Raw genomic sequence first — 18,463 nt, 5'->3', positions numbered from 1 at the left:
GCTGTTTTTCCGGCGCACTCCAGCGGATTGGTGGAAGCATGTCGCAACGAACCGGGACGAAGCTGCTCACGGCGCAGGAGAGGCCGACCGTCCGCGCGCTGTTAGGCCTACCGATCCCACCCGAGGAGCTCACCCCGAAGCCGGCTGACGCAAACCAGCCCGATCACCATGTCTGGGAGCGCACCCATGACTCGGCCGCGGCGAAGGACGCGTTCGCGACCGAACTCAAGGCCGCGCTGAAGACGGCGATCGACGACCAGGAACCGGCCATCCAACGTAAGGAGAACGCCCGCAGCATCGACCTGAGAAGCCTGCTGCCCGCGGCGGCGGCGGCCCGCGAGATCGTCGACGCGTACTTCGCCGACTGGACCCGCACCGCGGCCCTGCCGGCCAGCCTCCTGAACACCCGGCAACATTTCAGCTTCACCGTCGACGGAGACGCTCCCACCATTGTCTCCATGGCGGACCTCCCGACCCGGACCCGGCTGAGGTGGACGACCGAGCCGGCCAACGTGATCGGTTTCCTGATGGGCACCGACGGGCCCCGGGCGGTGGCCACCAGGCACTCGTTCCACCACGAGAACGGCACCACCGAGGAGTCCGCCTTCTACCAGCAGGCGGTGGTGGAACCGTTCCTCGCGGCCCACCGGGACGCGCTCATCCGCTATGAGAAGTTCGTCATGTCCATGACCGACCCGAACACCGCTCGGGTCTTCATCGCACCCTGGGTGCCGGACTGGAAGGCGACCGAGACGGAGCTGACGTCCGCGGCGGTCGCGCAGAAGAAGTGGAACATCTTCGCGAACCTGGTACACGAGTACATTCACGTGCTGCAACATCCGCTGCTCCCGACCGCGACCGGGCGCAGCGTCGTCGTGCGGGAGGGAATCTGCGAATACCTGGCCGTGCAGGTGGTCCGGCATGTCGGCACCTGGTCGGACGAGCAGCTCACCGACCTGAACAAGCGGATCGTCGGCGCCGGAAACTTCCGCGCCAGCCGGAACTGGCTGACCGGTTACACCGCGACCGAGGAATACCGCTCCTACGTCGACCGGGTCACCCAGGCCATCCAGACCGTCGGCGTGAACGCGATATACGCCGCTTTCTTCCAGGGCCACACCGAGTTCCTCGGCACCGCCGTCGGCCACGGCGGGTGTCAGTTCGCGCTCCCCGCGGTGGCCACCGCCGCCGGCGGCACCCGGCGTCTCCCCTTTCCCGCGACCAGCGGTCGCCGCGGCCACGACTGGATCTCCCGCGGCACCGCGATACCCGCGCCGACGTTCGCCGAACTCAACGCGGACGTCGAACTCACCCTGGCGCAGGGCTTCGTCGACGACGGCCTGGACCTACAGATCTCCGTTCCGAATTTCCGGGCGCACCGGGTACTGACCTTCGACGGCGTCAGCGAGACCTGGGAGCAGATCGCCGCCCAGAACGGCACCTCCGTCTCCGACCTGCTGGCCATCAACAGCCCGGACGGCAGACTCCCACCGCTGGAGGACCTCGGCCTCGAATGGCTCCTCGTCCGCGACATCTGAGCTCACCCGCCCGTGCGCCCACGGTCACCACGGCGGGCCGCGCGGGCCCTGTTCAGTGCGTGTCGGACGGGCGCAGGGCCACGAGCTGACGCTTGAGGATCTTGCCGGCGGCAGTCATGGGCAGGGTGTCGCGGAACTCGACGTGGCGGGGGTACTTGTAGGCGGCCATGGTCTCGCGGCACCAGGCGATGAGCTCGGCCGCGGTCAGGCAGGCGCCCGGTCTGCGGATCACAAAGGCCATGATCTCCTGGCCGTGCCGTTCGTGCGGGATACCGACGACCGCGGCCAGGCTGACGTCGGGATGGGTGAGCAGCACCTCCTCGATCTCCCGTGGGTAGACGTTGAGACCACCGCGGATGATCATGTCCTTGAGGCGGTCGACCAGATAGTAGTAGCCGTCGGCGTCGCGGCGGCCGAGGTCACCGGTGCGCAGCCAGCCCTGGGCGTCGATGGTGGCGGCGGTCGCCTCGGGCTGGCCCAGGTAGCCGCGCATCACGTTGTGGCCGCGCACGCACAGCTCACCGGTCTCGCCGTCGGCGGCGGGGGTGCCGTCCGCCCGGGTGACACGGACCTCCACTCCCCACACGGGCAGGCCGATCGACCCGGCGCGGCGCGGCCGGTCGGCGCGGTTGAAGGTGGCGACGGGGCTGGTCTCCGAGAGCCCGTAGCCTTCCAGGATCGCGACGCCGAAGCGCCGCTCGAACGCCCGCAGCACCTCGCCGGGCATCGCCGACCCTCCGGACACGCAGATCCGCAGGCTGGACGCGATGTGGTCCAGGTCGGCGGGCGCCACGTCCGAGCAGTGCAGCAGAGCCCAGTACATCGTCGGGACGCCCGCGAAGAAGGTGACGGCGTGGCCGCGCAGGGCGGCGAGGGCCGTCCGCGGCTCGAACCGGGGCAGCAGCACCAGGGTGGCGCCGCTGGTGAACCCGGCGTTGAGGTTGGTGGTCTGCCCGAACGCGTGGAACAGCGGCAGGACGACCAGGTGGATGTCATGCTCGGCGGCGTCGAAGAGCCGGGTGGAGACCACGGCGTTGTGCACCATGTTGGAGTGGGTGAGCTGCGCGCCCTTGGGGGATCCGGTCGTGCCGCTGGTGTAGAGGACGATCGCGATGTCGGATTCGCTGGTCGGGACGGTGTCGAAGTCCGCCGCCACCCCGGCGGTGAACGCCGCCAACGTCTCGACCCCCCTCGCCGCCTGGTCGCCGGCCGGCGGGTCGTCGGCCGGCAGGTCGTCCGGTCCCAGGGCTGGTGACCGGCCGCCGGCGGGGTCGGCGGTGATCAGGACGAACGTCTCGCAGCTGGGCACGGCGGCGAACGCGGCCTGCCCCGCCCGGCCCGTCGGCAGCTCCGGCGTCCCCTCGAAGCACAGGTACGCCCGCGCGGACGCGTCCGTGAGGTGGAAGGTGATCTCGCGTTCGGTGAGCAGAACGCTCAGCGGGACGACCGTCGCCCCGGCCTTGAGAACACCGAAGTAGACGGCGGGAAAGGCCGGCAGGTTCGGGCAGGTCAGCGCCACCCGGTCACCGGGCCCGATACCGCGGGCCGCCAGCGCCGCGGCGATCTGGCGGGCGGCGGCGTCCAGCTCGGCGTAGGTGAGGTGGTGCTCGCCGAACACGAGCGCGTCGCGCCGCGGCCAGGTGCGGGCCGCCTCTTCCAGAACGACCGCGAGGTTGAGCATGGACCCTCCTGAGAGTGCGCCACGTCACACCATAGCCCGATCACCCCGGATGACAACCCGCCAGTCGGGCGCGGATGGTGACGGGGCGATCGGGCGGCCAGGCGATCGGGCGGTCAGGCGGTCAGGCGGTCAGGCCGACGGGCCGACGGGCGGGTCAGGCGAAAGCCGGTCGGGTGGCGGAGAGCTTGCGGCTGGTCAGGACCTCGTCGATCAGGCCGTAGTCCTTCGCCTCCTCGGCACTGAAGATCTTGTCGCGTTCGGTGTCGCGGCGGATCCGCGTCTCGTCCTGGCCGCTGTGGCGGGCCAACAGCACCTCCTGCAGCGTGCGGATACGCAGGATCTCCCGGGCCTGGATCTCCAGGTCGCTGGACTGCCCCTCCGCCTGCGCGGACGGCTGGTGGATGAGGATCCGGCTGTGCGCGAGCGCCAGGCGCTTGCCGGGCGCCCCGGCGGCGAGCAGCACCGCCGCCGCGGAGGCGGCCTGGCCCATGCAGATCGTCGAGACGTCGGGCCGGACGAACTGCATCGTGTCGTAGATCGCGGTCAGCGACGTGAACGACCCACCCGGGGAGTTGATGTAGATCGAGATGTCGCGGTCCGGGTCCTCGGATTCGAGGAACAGCAGCTGCGCCATCACGTCGTTGGCCGACACGTCGTCGATCTGCACGCCGAGGAAGATGATGCGTTCCTTGAGCAGCTTCGAGTACGGATCCATCGAGTACTCGCCGCGTGAGGTGCGCTCGACGATGTTCGGCAGCACATGACGTGCGGACGGCCGGATGCCGGCGGTCATCGGGCGCCGACCTCGGACTCGAAGCCGGCGTGGCCAGCGGCGCGGCGCGGACCGATGCCACCGGCGTGGGAGCCGGGCACCTCACCGACGCGCTGCACGACATGGTCGACCAGGCCGTAGTCGCGGGCCTCGACGGCGGTGAACCAGCGGTCCCGGTCGGAGTCGGCGGCGATCTGCTCGGCGGTGTGGCCGCTGTGCTCGGCGGTGCGTTCCTGGAGGACCCGCTTGGTGTAGAGCATCTGCTCCGCCTGGATGGAGATGTCGGCCGCCGTCCCGCCGATGCCGCCGTGCGGCTGGTGCATCATGATCCGGGCGTGCGGCAGGGCGTAACGCTTGCCGGGGGCGCCCGCGCACAGCAGGAACTGGCCCATGGACGCCGCCAGCCCCAGTGTCACGGTGGCCACGTCGTTCTCGATGAACTGCATCGTGTCGTAGATCGCCATCCCGGCGCTGACCGACCCGCCCGGCGAGTTGATGTAGAGCCAGATGTCGGCCCGCGGGTTCTCCGCGGCGAGCAGGAGCAGCTTCGCACTGATCGCGTTGGCGACGTCGTCCTCGACGACGGTGCCGAGGAAGATGATCCGGCTGTCGAGCAGCCGCGCGTAGACCTGGTCATCGAGTCCGGCGGACGGATTCCCGCCACCCGCCAGCCGGATGGCACCCCCCGACGCGGCCAGCGGGGCGGGTCCGCCCGGGTAGGCCGGGGAGGCGGCATGGCCCGCGATGGCCAGGCGGTGCGATGCGCCTGGGACGGTCAGTCCCCGGGACGGCGCGGACGGGTCGGTCATGAGGGTGCCTTTCCGCCGGCGGGGTCGGGAACCGCGGTCGCGGCGCCGGCATCTCCCAGCCTCGCCGTCGCGGCGCCGATCCAGGCGTGGATCTGCCTGTGGCAGATCTGCCGACGGCAGACATCATCGTCCGACCGGCTGCGGCGGGCCGGACGAGCCGGATCAGCCCTCGGTACGCGGACCCGTACCGTCTCCGACGTCGCCCTCGTGGGACGACCCGTCGGCGCGGCCGGCGCTGCCATCACGGCCGTCGACGTCGCGCAGGGGTTCGGTGAGGAAGTTGAGGAACGTGTCGTCGAAGAAGTCCTGGGCGCTGTGGGCGTCGGGGTCGGCGCGCAGCGAGCGGGCCGCGTCGTCGCGCAGGCCGAGCATGAAGTCCTCGGCGAGACGCACCTGCTCCTGCAGGGAGGCGAGTTTCTCCTCGGCGAGACTCACCCATGTCTGCAGCCGCTCGCGGACCTGGGCCCGATCCAGCGCGGTCAGACCGGGCTTGCCGATCTCCTCCCGCAGTGTGAGCAGCGAACGCATCTCCTCGACGGTGAAGCCCAGCGGCTTCATCTTCTTGATCAGGAAGAAGCGGTCAAGTGCGTCGTCGTCGTAAAGCGGGAAGCCGCTGTCGGTGCGGCCCACCGCCACCAACAACCCCTCCTGCTCATAGAAACGGACAGTACGCAGCGACAACGTCACCATGATGGCAACATCACCGATCTCATACCGGCCCTCGCGGGCGTCAGCGGACGACCTGGCACTGCTGGCAGTGGACAATTCGACCCTATTCACGGTGAGTGGGACGGTCGGAGCTTCGAGCATCGGTCGTGCCACGGTAATGCCTGGACAGCGGATATCTGGCCAGCGTGATACCCGGTCAACGTCGTACCTGGCCGGCGTGGTTCCGGATAGCCCGGCTTCGCGGTAGCCCACCCCTCACACCGAGGCGCGCCCGTCCGAGGGGCGTTTCGTGGACCCACGCCCACCGGGGACCACAGCGCGTCACGAAACCCCTCGGCGAGCCGTCCGCCGACACCTCGGACCTCGACAACCGCGCCCTCGACGACCGCGCCTTCGACGCCGCGCCATCGGTGGCCGCGCCCTCAGTGGCTGGACCATCGGCAACCAGGCCATCAATGGCTGGACTATCGGTGGCTGGACTATCGGTGGCTGGACTGTCGACCGCCGGGCCGTGGAGACTGCCGGCGTCTCACACCGAACGGTCCGCGTCGGTGTGCAGGCCGATGACAAAGTCCTCGGCGACGCCGGCCTGCGCCCGCAGGGTGGCGAGTTTCTCCTCCGCGAGCACGACCCAGGTGCGCAGCAGTTCGCGCAGTTCGCCGCGGCGCTCGTCCGGAATGCCCGAACTGGCCAGTTCATCGCGTACGGACAACAACGAGCGCATCTCCTCGAGGGTGAACCCGAGGGACTTCATCTTCTTGATCACCATCAGCCGGTCGACCGACTCGTCACCGTACAGACGGAAGCCGCCGGGAGTACGGCCCGCCGTCGTGAGCAGACCGGCCTCCTCGTAGTACCGCACCGTCCGCAGGGACAGCCCGACCCGCTCGGCCACCTCACCGATCTGGTAGCGGGTTACGCCCGTGGCCTGGCCAGACTGAGGTGAGTGGACGGTGGACGAATCGCGACGCGTCGTGGACAAGATGACCCTAACGTTGGTGTCTCGACGTCTGGAGCAAGGAGGATAACGGCTACTCTACGACGTTCCGGACAGCCTACCGATACCACCCGCTCGCCGCCCTTCGTGTCGCCTTCCTCCGTGCGCGGATCCCCCACGGCTCCCCCACCGATCCGCGCGGCGGGCGACGACGATCACGTCCGCCACCAGGCCGCATCGGTCGACGCCGGCATCATCACCGGGCACGCTGGGAAACCAGGCTGGCGGGAGCCAGGGGTGCGGGCCGGTGGGGCATGCCGGCGAAGTGAGGAGAACGTTGTGCTGCTGAGCAGGATCGACCATGTGGGTATCGCGGTGGCGTCGCTGGCCGACACCATCCCGCTCTACGAGGAGGCGTTCGGCCTCACCGTGGTGCACCAGGAGGACAACGACCGCCAGGGTGTGCGTGAGGCGATGCTGTTGGTGAACAACGGCGAGGCCGGCAGCTCCTACGTCCAGCTGCTCGAGCCGCTGCGTGAGGACAGCCCGGTCGGGAAGTTCCTGGCCAAGCGAGGCCCCGGCATCCACCACATCGCCTACGGTGTCGCCGACATCGACAGCGCCCTCGCCGCCCTGACCACCACCGGGTTCGACCTGGTCAACAAGACACCCGTGCACGGCACCGCTGGCAGCCGGATCGCCTTCGTCCACCCGAAGGCCCTCGGCGGCGTCCTGACCGAGCTGGTCGAGGCCGTCGAGGGCCACTGACGGCTCACCCGTGCGTCCTGGCCGGACGTCCCGGGTGGACGTCCGGCGCACCGCGCCCGGCTGTGTCGGGGCACTGATCAGCGTCTGCTGGTCGCGGCCGAGGTGGCGGCGCTGGGCAGCGAGTCCAGCCGGCTCACACCGGAGCCGTTCCAGGCGTAGCGGACGGTGGCACCACCGGCGCTCGGGCAGCACATCGGGTCACCCGGCCGGTACAGGTCGTACTGCAGTGCGACCTGCCGGTCGGTGGACCAGATCCAGCGGATCGTCGCGCTCGGCTGCGGCGCGTCATAGCCGACCAGGGTCGCGTGATGGAACAGGAACGCCCGCTGCGGATGCCCGTCCCCCGACGTCGACAGCAGCCCGATGATCACGCTGAGATCGTTGGCCGCGTCGTAACCACCGAAGGAGATCGGTGTGTAACCCGCGGCCCGCACGACCGCGGCCGCCTTCGCCGTGCTCTGCGCGGCCGCCTGCCCGGCACTCGGCGCGTCCGAGACAGTGGACGCACCCGTGGCGGCGGTGGCGGTGGCAGTGAGCCCGCCGGTGAGGCTGAGCGCACCGACCAGCACCGACATGGCCAGTCCGTGACGTAGAGTCATGAGCCCCCCTAGGTTCGGTATGGCCTCGACCACGCTAGATGCGCCGTTCGACGGATGCCGACCCCGCGGTCGCTACGCGCGGTATGTCGCCCGATACCTCCCCCATCCTCCCCCAGTCGGTGACATTAAGTGACAGAGAAAGCGGGCCGGGGTGCTCGATCTGGGCCCCGATACCGGACTGGTCGGACGGACTAGTCGGACGGGGTGGTGGAACGGCCGTGGCGTAGGCGGGTCAGGCGGGTGACGGCTGCGAGGAGGCCGGGTGGGCGACGGAAGGTGGTCAGGGTGGTGCCGGGCAGCGCCAGTCGCCGGGTGGCCACCGAGCGGGGACGGACGAACTCGCGTAGCCCGTCCGCGCCATGCACCCGGCCGAAACCGCTCTCACCGCGTCCCCCGAAGGGCAGGGCGGGGATGCCGGCGAAGGACTGCACGGCGTTGACGGTGACCATGCCGGTGTTCAGCCGGGCGGCGATCTCGTCGCCGTGGTGGCGGGAGAAGACCGTGGCGCCCAGGCCGTAGGCGGTGTCGTTGGCGAGGTCGACGGCCTCGTCGATGTCGGTGACGGTGCGCACGGTGACGACCGGGCCGAACGTCTCGTCCCGCATGACCTCGGCGTCGTCGGGGACGTCGACGAGCACGATCGGTGCGATGGCCCGCTCCCCCACCGCCTGGGAGCCGCCGACCAGGGCGGTGGCGCCGCGGGCGAGCGCGTCGTCGACCTGGCGGCGCACCACGTCGAGCTGGCCGGGCATCGTCATCGGACCGTAGGAGGCATCCGGGGTGGTCCCGGGGTGGATGCCGTCGAGGGCCCGGCACAGGGCGTTCAGGTAGGGCGCGGCGACGGAGGCGGTGACGTAGACGCGTTCGACGCCGACGCAGGTCTGCCCGGCGTTGGCCATCGCACCCCAGGCGGTCGCCCGCGCGGCGGCGGTCACGTCGGCGTCGTCGGCGACGAGCAGGGGATCCTTGGCGCCGCATTCCATGATGAGCGGGGTCAGCCGGGTGGCGCAGGCGCCCATCACGGCACGTCCGGTGCGCGCGGAGCCGGTGAAGGCGATCTTGTCGACGCCGGCGGTGCACAGGGCCGCGCCGGTGGCGCCGAGACCGGTGACGACGCCGAAGAGGCCGGCGGGGCCGTCCGGGTTGGCGGCGGCGAAGGTGGTGGCCAGCCGGGTGCCCAGGGCGGGGGTGTACTCGCTGGGCTTGAACACCACCGCGTTGCCGGCGGCCAGGGCGTAGGCGATCGACCCGATCGGGGTGAACAGCGGGTAGTTCCAGGGCCCGATCACGCCGACGACGCCCAGGGGCAGATAGTCCACGCGGGCGGTGTGGTCGGCGAGGAAGGGTCCGGGCAGGACCCGTCGGGAGCGCAGGATCCGTCCCGCGTGGCGGGCCGCCCAGCGGATGTGCTCGAGCACCAGCAGCAGCTCGAGGCGGGCGTCGGCGGCGGTCTTGCCGTTCTCGGCGTGCAGCAGATCGACGAGGTCACGGTCGTCGCGTACCAGCAGCGTCGCCCAGCGCAGCAGACGTTCGCGGCGCCCGGCGGGGCCAAGGCCCACCCACCAGGGTGCGGCGGCGCGGGCGGTGGCGACCACGGCCGCGACCGCGGCGTCGTCGTAAACGGGGAAGTGCCCGACGACCTCGCCGGTGGCCGGATTGAGGGAGGCGAACGTCGCCCGCGCCCCGTCCACGGCGGTGGGGACGGGGATGGAGCTGGCAGCGGCGCCGCCGGCACGATGATCCTCGGTGCTGGTCTGCTCGTCAGATCTGGTCACGACACCAGCATCGACCACCGGAGGTCATCGGGTCACAGGAAGGAGTCGCGGTAGGCGTTGAACCAGGTGCGCTGGTCACGTTCGTCGGCGGTCTCCTCGGCGTACACATGGCCGAGCATGCTGGAGGGCTCCGGCGGGTCGAGGGCGAGGCAGTCGCGGCGCAGCTCGGTGGCGGCGGTGGCGGCCTGGTCGTCGATCTCGTCGAACCAGGCGGCGTCGACGTCCGTGGCGAGCAGTCGGCGCAGCCGTTCGATCGGGTCACGGGCCGCCCAGGCGGCGACCTCGTCCGCCGGCTGGTAGCGGGTGGCGTCGTCGGACGTGGTGTGCGGGGCCATCCGGTAGGTGTTGGCCTCGATGAGCACCGGGCCGCCACCGCCGCGGGCGTGGGCCAGCGCCCAGCTCGTCGCGGCGTGCATGGCGAGCACGTCGTTACCGTCGACCCGCAGGCCGGGGAAGCCGAAGCCGTCGGCGCGGCGGGCCAGCGGCACCGGTGACTGGCGACGACTCGGCGTCGAGATCGCCCACTGGTTGTTCTGGCACAGGAAGACGACCGGAGCGCCGAAGCTGGCCGCCCAGACGAACGCCTCGTTCGCGTCGCCCTGACTCATCGCCCCGTCGCCGAGATAGACCAGCACGGCGGTGTCGCGCGCGGGGTCGCCGGTGCCGACGTCCCCGTCGAGCAGGACGCCCATGCCATAGCCGACGGCGTGCAGGGTCTGCGAGGCCAGCACGATCGTGTAGTTCGCCAGGTTGTGGGCGGCGACGTCCCAACCGTCGTGGCTGACCCCACGCAGCAGACGCAGCACCTCGGCGGCCGGTACGCCCCGATGCCAGGCCACGGCGTGTTCGCGGTAGCTGGGGAAGATGAAGTCGCGCGGGCCGGCGGCCTGGGCCGATCCGACCTGGGCCGCCTCCTGCCCGCGCAGCGGAATCCACAGCACCAGCTCACCCTGTCGCTGCAACGCGGTGGCCTCGGCGTCCAGGCGGCGGGCGAGCACCATCGACCGGTAGAACTCCAGGCGCAGATCGTGGTCGGCGAGCACCTCGAACCGTGGCTCGGCCACGAGGGTGCCGTCGGGGGCGAGCAGCTGGATCCCGGTGTCGGCCAGCTCGGACGGCGCCGACGGATGCACGCACCCCGCCGACACCGGCCCCGCCGACACGGATGCCGCCGACACGGATGCCACCGGCACCGTCTGCGTGGGCGCGGACGCCTGCGTCACCGCGGTCACGACGGCGGCCGGGTCGGACCGCCGCCCCGGCCGCCCAGCAGTCAGCCCCGGCCGTTGCACGACATTCATGCCGACCACCTCTACACCCGTGGATCGCAGGACGTCCTACGATCGGAAACCATCGAAAATAGCCCGGTATACCGCTAGGGACACTACGCGGATTCGGGAACGGAGAGAACGCTCCCGGTACTTCTGTTATCGCGTCGTAGTCGTACCCGCCGGCCGGCATGGATACCTGGACGTCCAACCATCGGAAACCAACCAAATGACGTGCGGCCGGCGGTGAACGTCCGAAAGACGGAACAGATGTGGGTCGACGCTGAATGCGGATTATCCACCGGGACGGCGGCGTCTGCGCGCCGTGGCAGGACGACGACACCCAGGCGGCGGACGATAGTCCCATGAACGTGGACACCGGCCCCGCGAACAGCGCCAACCCAGCCGACAGCGACCCGACCACCAGCTCCGCGGACATCGACGGACCAGCCGCGAACACTGCCGCGGCGCAGGTGGGACGCGTGCGGGTGGCACTGACCCGCACCGGCGGCGTCCTGGGCGTGACGATCCGTCGTGCGCTCGACACCGCCGACCTACCCGTCCCCGCGGCCGACCGACTGCGCGCCCTCACCGCCAGCGCCATCGCCACCCCACCCCCGGACGCGCCATCACCGGACGCCCCGCCCCCGGACGCACCCTCCGACGCCGAGTCGGGAACATCGCGAGGGCAGGACATCAGCCCCGCCAGGCGGCCTGCTGGACGCGGCGGGGCCGATCGGTTCTCGTACGTGCTGGAGATCGAACAGGCGGGCCACCGCATGGTGCTGCGCGTGGACGAGCCGCTACCTTCCGCGATCCGCCCACTGCTGGATCTCCTGAACACGGCCCCCATCACCCCCCGGACCGACCCGTAACCCGACCGAAACATTTCATGCCGAGGCTACGCCGACGACCCGGAACACCGCACCACCGGAACACCGGTCGACCCGGTCGAAAATGGTTCGCGAAACCCGTGCTGTTCGGGCATCCTGAACAGGCCGACGGACACTGGGAGTCACCCGCACAGTCCGCCGGAATCACCCTGCCCGAGGCCCGGTGAATCGGGTTCCGGAAGGCAACAGAAATGAGCCGTTAACGCATGGCACGGGCCGGCCGGTACGTGAATATCCGAACGATGATCGCACGAGAGGATGAGCCCCGATGAGCCCTGTCGCGACGATTGCGGACGCCGCGCATCCGATCTGGCTGTGGAGCCGGCCCGAGGAGATCGAGTCGGCCGCGCTCGATCAGCTGCGCAACGTCGCCGCGCTGCCCTACGTCCACCACCACATCGCCGTGATGCCCGACGTCCACCTCGGCTACGGCGCCACGGTGGGGTCCGTCATCGCACTGCGCGACGCGGTGTCACCGGCGGCCGTCGGCGTCGACATCGGCTGCGGGATGGCCGCGGCCCGCACCAACCTCACCGCCGCGGACCTGCCCGACGACCTCGCGGGTCTGCGGCACGCACTCGAGGCGGCGATCCCGGTCGGCAAGAGCAGCCACGCCGAGGCGACCGCCCACGCCCGCGCGCAGAACGATCTGTGGAGCGCCTTCCCCGACCTGCACCCCGGGGTCCAGGCCCGGCTGGCGCGGGCCATGGCCCAGGTGGGCACCCTGGGTTCGGGCAACCACTTCGTCGAGCTCTGCCTGGACACCGACGACGCGGTCTGGATCATGCTGCACTCCGGCTCCCGCAACATCGGCAAGGAGCTGGCCGAGGCACACATCGGTGTCGCCCGCACGTTGGAGCACAACGCGGGCCTGGCCGACCCTGACCTCGCGGTCTTCCTCGCCGGCACCCCGCAGATGCGCGCGTACCGCCACGACCTCGACTGGGCGCAGACCTACGCCCGCCGCAACCGCGACGCGATGCTCACCGCCGCGGCGACGGCCCTGCGCACCCAGCTGCCGATGCTGCGCACACCCACCCCGCCCGAGCACGGTCCGCATGCCGGTGATCACACGTTCGCGCTGGTGAACTGCCACCACAACTACGTCGCGGCCGAGCACCACTTCGGCGCCGACGTCCTGGTCACCCGCAAGGGCGCGATCTCGGCGCGGGCCGGGGAGATGGGCATCATTCCCGGTTCGATGGGCACCCGGTCCTACCTGGTCCGGGGGCGCGGCAACCCCGACTCGTTCCACTCCGCGAGCCACGGCGCCGGCCGGACGATGAGCCGTAACCGGGCCCGTCGCACGTTCACCGTGGCCGACCTCGCCGCCCAGACCCGGGGCGTCGAGTGCCGCAAGGACGCCGGTGTCCTCGACGAGATCCCCGCCGCCTACAAGGACATCGACAGCGTCATCGCCGCCCAGACCGACCTCGTGGACGTCGTCGCCGAGCTACGCGCCGTCCTCTGCGTGAAGGGCTGACCGCCACACCGACGCCGCTCAGGCGGCATCGTGGAAGATCAGCCCGAGGGTGCGGCGCTGGCCCGGGCGGGTGCTGGGATGCGAGGTGGCAGGTCCAGGAATGTGCCGAGGGCGCCCTCGTGGCGCAGGAGGTAGTCCTTGCGGTCGAGGCCCGCGGCGAAGCCGCGCAGGTTCCCGTCGGCGCCGATCACCCGGTGGCAGGGCCGGATCAGCAGCAGCGGATTCGCCCCGACGGCGGTGCCGATGGCACGCGCGTCGGTGCGGCCGGTGCCGATCCGCGCGGCCAGCGCGCCGTAGGTGGTCGTCGTGCCGAACGGGATCGTCTCCAATGCCTGCCAGACCCGTTCCTGAAACGCCGATCCGCTGGTCCACACGGGCAGGTCGAAGGTGCGTCGCCGCCCGGCGAAGTACTCCTCGAGTTGTGCCGTGACCGGTGCGAACGGCTCCCGCGCGGCTCGCCACGTCGCCTGCGGACGGACCGCCTTCGGCTGGCCGACCAGCCAGGACAGGCCGGCCAGTGCGAACCCGGCCGGTAGGTCGGGACGCTCGACCCCCACCAGCAGCAGGTCACCGAGCGGACTCGACACGGTCGTGTGGACCACCGGCGACCCGCCCGTGACCCCTGCCGATTCCCTGCCACGCGTCGTCATCGTCGCGCTCACACCCCTGCCCAGCGTCGTCGTCATGGTCAAAGCCTGCGCCCCGCACCGCCCGGATGCTGGCGAGAATCCGACGTCGAACTCAGGCCCGTCAGCCAAGCCCGCGGCGCAGGACGACGAAGTACAGGTCGGGACGCAGCGGATCGCCGAACCGGCGGTCGGCGTAGGGAAACGGCCGCCGCCCCGACGTGGGCGCGTAACCGCGCCGCTGGTACCAGTCGAGTAGTTCAGCACGTTGGGCGATGACCAGCATCTCCATCCAGCCCGCCGCCCAGGCGCGGACCGCGTGCTGCTCGGCCCGGGCCAGCAGACTCCCCCCGATGCCGCTTCCCTGCAGACCCGGGCGGACCGCGAACATCCCGAAGTAGGCGCCCACCGCCCCCTCACCGCTGTGGTCCGTATCCCCCGAACCGGCCATGGCCTGCGCCGGCGGTTCGATCCGACGCTGCACGTGGCAACAACCCACCCGCTCACCCGCCCCGTCCGTGGCGAGCAGGAGCAGGCTGTGCGGGTCGGTGACCGCCGCCCGCACCTCGGCGACGTCGGTGCGCTGGCCGGCCAGCAGGTCCGCCTCGGTGGTCCACCCCGCCCGGCTGGACTCCCCCCGGTAGGCCGACTCGACCAGATCGACGATCGCGGCGATCTCCACGTCGGAGTCGACCGCGGCCCGAAACATCAGATCCCCTGCCGCGCCCCGACCCGACCCTGGCCCCGTCCCCGAGTTCGGCCCCATCCCAGGACCTGGCCCCGGCCCTTCGGACGTCGTACGTGCGGACACAGCACCTCCACCCACGGCTCCTGCGGGCACCGGACCTCCGGGCACCGGACCCGCGGGCGCCGGCTGGTCGGGTGGCAGACGGCCCGGGGGTAGCGACGGGACGGGGGGCATGGCTCCATCCTCACAGCCCATCCGGGCCATCATCCCGCCTGGGCAGCGGTGCCCCGCTCGACCAGCGCGTCGGCGAGGCGAGGCAGCACGCTACCCAGCGGCGCATCCACCCGCACCACCGCCCGGCCGTCCCCCCGGGTGGGACCCTGGTTGACGATCGCGACCGGAACACCGAGTTCGGCGGCCCGCAGGACGAACCGGTAGCCCGACATGACCGCCAGCGACGAGCCGAGGATCAGCAATGCCTGCGCGCTCTCCACCAGCGCGATCGCCCGGGCCAACCGAGGCCGGGGCACCGTCGCGCCGAAGAAGACCACGTCGGGTTCGAGGCGGTCACCGCCGCAGGTCGCGCAGCCGACCATGACGAACCGGGCGACGTCGGAGTCCGAAAGGGCCATGTCCCCATCCGGGTTGGTGGGCGCGTCGGCGACCTCGAGGTCGGGGTTCGCGGCCCGCAGGCGCGCGTCGAGTTCCCGGCGGGTGCTCTGCTGACCGCAGTCGGGGCACATCACCCGGGACAGCCGGCCGTGCAGGTCGACGACGTTGCGCGAGCCGGCCCGCTGATGCAGACCATCGACGTTCTGGGTGATCAGACCGGTGACGACCCCCGCCTGCTCCAGTCGGGCCAGAGCGTGATGGCCCGCGTTGGGGAAGGCCTCGGCGATCTGACGCCAGCCGGCGTGGCTACGCGCCCAGTACCGGTGCCGGGCGCCGGGCGCGCCGACGAAATCCTGGTAGGTCATCGGGGTGTGGCGGCGCAGTGCCCCGTTCGGGCCACGGTAGTCCGGGATACCGGAGTCGGTGGAGATCCCCGCCCCGCTGAGGGCCACCACACCCCCCGCGGCGACCAGCGCGCACAGCTGGTCGAACGACTCACCGTCGCCCCGGGCACCGTCGGTCCGTTCCGTCACGCCTCCCATGCTGCCCGATCGACGCAGGTCCGTCCCTTCGTCCCAGGTGGTGGTCCTACGGCACCGGTCGTACGGTCAGTTTGCACACCTTGAGGTGTGACCCCGTCCGAAAGGAGCAGGGTGATGAGGACGTCCCGAACATCATTTGATCGGGAGCGGGTGACCGATCGCCGTCGGGCGTACCAGCATCCGCGATCGGCCGGCGAGACCTCGGCCGACGACGGTTTCCAGGTCGGCGACGGTTCTCGCGCCGACGAGGAATGTCAGCCCTACCCCGACGCACAGCCCTACCCCGACGCACAGCCCTACCCGGACGCCCATGCCTACCCGGACGCTCATGCCTACCCGGACGCGCAGGCCTACGAGGACGTCCAGGCGTACGAGCGGGCCCAGGAGTTCGACCGGGCCGTGGCGCTCGCCGATTCCTCGATCTACCACGCCGGAGTGGGCCAGGCCGACCGGCTCGTCGCCGACCCGGTGGACGGGCCACTGGGCGTCCTGGCCCCACCGGGCCAGGCAGCGGGGCATGCCCTGGTGCGGGCCGCCGCGCGCACCGAGTGTCTGCTCGACGCGGAGCCGGAGACCATGCTGCGGGTCCGGGTCCGCTGGCTACAGCTGACCACCCGGGCCGAGGACGATCCCGCGGACACCGCCGGCTCCGAGCAGCCGCCATGGCTCGCGGACGTCCGTGGCGGCGCGCTCGGCCGCGGTCGCCCTCCGGCGCGACGCGTGGCCTACATTCCCCATGACCTCGAGGAACGTGTACCGCTGTGGGTGCTGCTCGCCGCACGACCCCCCGCCCCGCAGCCTCCGCCCGCCGGCTGGTCACGTGGCTGGCTGCCGCATCCGAGCGCGCCCAGGCCCGATCCGTGGGAGCCGCGGGTACGCGCCGTCGGCGGGCCGCAGGAGGCCGGCCGGACCCACGTCATGCGGCTGACCGCGCCGGCCGGACGCCATGTGCGTCCCGTGCTGCGTCCCGGGGCCGCACCGATCAGGGTCGCCTGGGACAGCTGGTCGGTGCAGGGTGAGCTGCGTCTGAGTGCCGGGCTCACCGGCGGCCCACACCCGTTGATCCGCCTGCGCGCCGAGCTGGCCAACACCTCCGGCTGGCATCCCCGGTTGGACGGGGCATCCCCCTGGTCCGCGCGGGACGCCGAAGGCGGGGAACCGACCCCGGGAGCCGGCTGGCCCGAACGGGCTCTGCGGCATGCCCTGATCGGGGCGCACGTCATCGTCGGTGTCGACGACGGCGGATTCGCGCCGCCCGAGGTCGCCCGCGCACGGGCGGTGCCCGTAGCCCGAACGGGCGTCGACGACGGGCTGTGGCCCGTGCTGGTGGGCGAGCTCTTCGCGCCGACCGTCGCCCTGTTCTCGCCGGTCCGACTCGCCGATCGTCGGCGCGCCCAACCCTGACCATCCATTCCGGCCATTCCGGCCGCTGGGCCTAACCGTCTTTCGAGCCAGCCGACTCCGTCGGGTCCGGCTGGCTCGTCGCGGCGGGCGGGTCCGGCTCGCCGGACGAATCCGATCGATGGGCAGGCGGCCGCACGGTGGCCGCGGCCTCAGACGAAGCGGGTTCCCCCACGGCCACGGGCTCCCCAGCGGCCACAGGCTGCCCGGACGCGGCATCGGAGGGAGCGGAATCGGAGGGAGCGGGGTCGGCTGTCGTGGGATCGGCGGTGGGGGGCTTTTCGCCGAAGGTGACGTCGACGCGTTGGAAGCTTTTGAACTGCTCCGCCTGGGCGTAGGAGGTGTAGGCGCGGCGGTCGGAGTCGGTGAGGTCGACACGGTCGACGAACGGCGACAGCAGGGAACGCGGGAACAGTCTGTCCACCCGCACCGCGTTGATCTCCATCGCGATCACGATCATCACCGCGAGGAAGTACAGCCAGGTGATCAGGCCCAGGACCAGCCCGAACAGGCCGTACACCTGGGTGGAACCCTGCAGCTGGTGGGCGATGTAGTAGCCACCGAGGATCTGTACGGCCTGCCATCCGGCGGCGGCGAAGACCGCTCCGGGCAGGATCTCCATCACCCGAACGGACCGGGCGGTCAGTACCTTGAACCCGACCAGGATCAGGGCCGCGTTGCCCACGATGGCCAGCACCACCGCGAGCGCCTGCAGCCCGGCCGCGAGCCGGCCGAACGCCGACGCCCCGGTGGTCACGGTCGACAGGACCGTGGTGAGGATGAGACCGAGGCCCAGCAGGCCGATCAGGCTCAGGCTGCGCAGCCGGGCGAAGAACGGGTTCGGTCGAGACCGTCGCGGCACCGCCCACACCGTGTCCAGCGCGTTGCCGATCGCGCGGGCCACCCCGAGACTGCCGAAGATCGCGCCGATCACACCGATCGCGACCGCGGTGCCGCTGCCCTTGAGGGCCTGCACGTCATCCCGCAGCTGATCGCCGATGATCGGGAACTGGCCGAGCGCGGAGTTCACCAGCTGCTCCTGCAGATGGTGATGGCCGTTCAGGACGAACGCGAGGCTCGTGGTGAGCAGCAGCAACAGCGGGAACAGCGACAGGAACGCGTAGAACGTGATCAGCGCGGCCAGGTAGCCGCCCTGGTCGTCGGCGAACTTGTACAGCACGGCGATGACGAACCCGAGGCCGCGATGGCGTCGCTGAGCCCGGTCCAACCGGGCACCAAGCGCCATCCCGCGTCTCCCCCACCCCTGCGCCGTCACTGCGTAGTCCCCCGTCCGGGCAGGTCACACACCCGCCGGACCAGACCATGTCATCGGATTTGCGCCGTGGATACCCTGGCCTTCAGGCCGGGGAGGAAACGGCGCCCCACGCTGGAACGCATGAGC

17 protein-coding genes are annotated in these 18,463 nt (G+C 71.1%); 5 read left to right on the top strand and 12 right to left on the bottom strand.

Features of this window, described 5'->3' with window-relative positions; translation table 11 throughout:
• Positions 1-38: 38 nt before the first annotated feature.
• Positions 39-1,538, top strand: a complete 1,500-nt coding sequence (locus MXD59_RS17350; protein ID WP_248825742.1) for a hypothetical protein — start codon at positions 39-41, stop codon at positions 1,536-1,538.
• Positions 1,539-1,590: 52 nt separating this feature from the next.
• On the opposite strand, the gene MXD59_RS17345 is transcribed toward MXD59_RS17350, so the two are convergent.
• From MXD59_RS17345 to MXD59_RS17325, 5 genes are all read right to left on the bottom strand, one after another.
• Positions 1,591-3,219 carry a long-chain-fatty-acid--CoA ligase gene (locus tag MXD59_RS17345; RefSeq protein ID WP_248825741.1) on the bottom strand — a complete coding sequence of 543 codons (1,629 nt, stop codon included), beginning with the start codon at positions 3,217-3,219 and terminating at the stop codon, positions 1,591-1,593.
• 154 nt (positions 3,220-3,373) lie between these two features.
• Positions 3,374-4,012: an ATP-dependent Clp protease proteolytic subunit gene (locus MXD59_RS17340; RefSeq protein WP_248813769.1), complete on the bottom strand. Its 639-nt coding sequence runs from the start codon at positions 4,010-4,012 to the stop codon at positions 3,374-3,376.
• Positions 4,009-4,800, bottom strand: coding sequence for an ATP-dependent Clp protease proteolytic subunit (locus MXD59_RS17335; protein WP_283097062.1), 792 nt, complete (start codon positions 4,798-4,800; stop codon positions 4,009-4,011). The genes MXD59_RS17340 and MXD59_RS17335 overlap by 4 nt, the downstream gene beginning before the upstream one ends.
• Before the next feature lie 162 nt (positions 4,801-4,962).
• A complete protein-coding gene (locus tag MXD59_RS17330) occupies positions 4,963-5,610 on the bottom strand; it encodes a MerR family transcriptional regulator (RefSeq protein WP_225438313.1) in 648 nt (215 codons plus the stop codon).
• A 388-nt stretch (positions 5,611-5,998) separates the two neighbouring features.
• Positions 5,999-6,451 carry a MerR family transcriptional regulator gene (locus MXD59_RS17325; RefSeq protein ID WP_175084463.1) on the bottom strand — a complete coding sequence of 151 codons (453 nt, stop codon included), beginning with the start codon at positions 6,449-6,451 and terminating at the stop codon, positions 5,999-6,001.
• A gap of 297 nt (positions 6,452-6,748) precedes the next feature.
• Here MXD59_RS17325 and mce point away from each other — a divergent pair, with 297 nt between their 5' ends.
• Entirely contained in the window at positions 6,749-7,174 is a 426-nt protein-coding gene (gene mce, locus MXD59_RS17320; RefSeq protein WP_248825803.1) for a methylmalonyl-CoA epimerase, read from the top strand.
• A gap of 77 nt (positions 7,175-7,251) precedes the next feature.
• Here mce and MXD59_RS17315 read toward each other — a convergent pair whose 3' ends face one another.
• From MXD59_RS17315 to MXD59_RS17305, 3 genes are all read right to left on the bottom strand, one after another.
• On the bottom strand, positions 7,252-7,773 hold the full coding sequence (locus MXD59_RS17315; RefSeq protein ID WP_248825740.1) for an LppP/LprE family lipoprotein: 522 nt from the start codon (positions 7,771-7,773) through the stop codon (positions 7,252-7,254).
• A gap of 191 nt (positions 7,774-7,964) precedes the next feature.
• Positions 7,965-9,548, bottom strand: a complete 1,584-nt coding sequence (locus MXD59_RS17310; protein ID WP_372512118.1) for an aldehyde dehydrogenase family protein — start codon at positions 9,546-9,548, stop codon at positions 7,965-7,967.
• Between the two features lie 32 nt (positions 9,549-9,580).
• Positions 9,581-10,849 carry a thiamine pyrophosphate-dependent enzyme gene (locus tag MXD59_RS17305; RefSeq protein ID WP_248825739.1) on the bottom strand — a complete coding sequence of 423 codons (1,269 nt, stop codon included), beginning with the start codon at positions 10,847-10,849 and terminating at the stop codon, positions 9,581-9,583.
• Positions 10,850-11,181: 332 nt separating this feature from the next.
• On the opposite strand from MXD59_RS17305, the gene MXD59_RS17300 reads away from it, so the two are divergent.
• Both MXD59_RS17300 and MXD59_RS17295 read left to right on the top strand, forming a co-directional pair.
• Positions 11,182-11,691, top strand: a complete 510-nt coding sequence (locus tag MXD59_RS17300) for a protealysin inhibitor emfourin (protein ID WP_248825738.1) — start codon at positions 11,182-11,184, stop codon at positions 11,689-11,691.
• Positions 11,692-11,977: 286 nt separating this feature from the next.
• Positions 11,978-13,192, top strand: a complete 1,215-nt coding sequence (locus MXD59_RS17295) for an RtcB family protein (protein WP_248825737.1) — start codon at positions 11,978-11,980, stop codon at positions 13,190-13,192.
• Positions 13,193-13,230: 38 nt separating this feature from the next.
• Here the strand turns inward: MXD59_RS17295 and MXD59_RS17290 are convergent, their stop codons facing one another.
• The 3 genes from MXD59_RS17290 to MXD59_RS17280 all read right to left on the bottom strand — a co-directional run bounded on the left by MXD59_RS17290 (position 13,231) and on the right by MXD59_RS17280 (position 15,660).
• On the bottom strand, positions 13,231-13,878 hold the full coding sequence (locus MXD59_RS17290; RefSeq protein WP_248825736.1) for a methylated-DNA--[protein]-cysteine S-methyltransferase: 648 nt from the start codon (positions 13,876-13,878) through the stop codon (positions 13,231-13,233).
• A 64-nt stretch (positions 13,879-13,942) separates the two neighbouring features.
• Entirely contained in the window at positions 13,943-14,527 is a 585-nt protein-coding gene (locus MXD59_RS17285) for a GNAT family N-acetyltransferase (protein WP_248825735.1), read from the bottom strand.
• Positions 14,528-14,769: 242 nt separating this feature from the next.
• Positions 14,770-15,660, bottom strand: coding sequence for an NAD-dependent protein deacetylase (locus MXD59_RS17280; protein WP_248825734.1), 891 nt, complete (start codon positions 15,658-15,660; stop codon positions 14,770-14,772).
• A gap of 114 nt (positions 15,661-15,774) precedes the next feature.
• Here MXD59_RS17280 and MXD59_RS17275 point away from each other — a divergent pair, with 114 nt between their 5' ends.
• Positions 15,775-17,064 (top strand): hypothetical protein, encoded by a 1,290-nt coding sequence (locus MXD59_RS17275; RefSeq protein WP_248825733.1) that lies wholly within the window; start codon positions 15,775-15,777, stop codon positions 17,062-17,064.
• Positions 17,065-17,095: 31 nt separating this feature from the next.
• Here MXD59_RS17275 and MXD59_RS17270 read toward each other — a convergent pair whose 3' ends face one another.
• The gene (locus MXD59_RS17270) at positions 17,096-18,307 is read right to left on the bottom strand and encodes a YihY/virulence factor BrkB family protein (RefSeq protein WP_248825732.1); all 1,212 of its coding nucleotides are present in this window, start codon (positions 18,305-18,307) and stop codon (positions 17,096-17,098) included.
• Positions 18,308-18,463: the final 156 nt, after the last annotated feature.

Source organism: Frankia umida (genome assembly GCF_023242945.1).
GTDB lineage: Bacteria > Actinomycetota > Actinomycetes > Frankiales > Frankiaceae > Frankia > Frankia umida.
The sequence above is the reverse complement of the archived record's forward strand: the minus strand, read 5'-3'. Positions and strand labels throughout refer to the sequence as shown.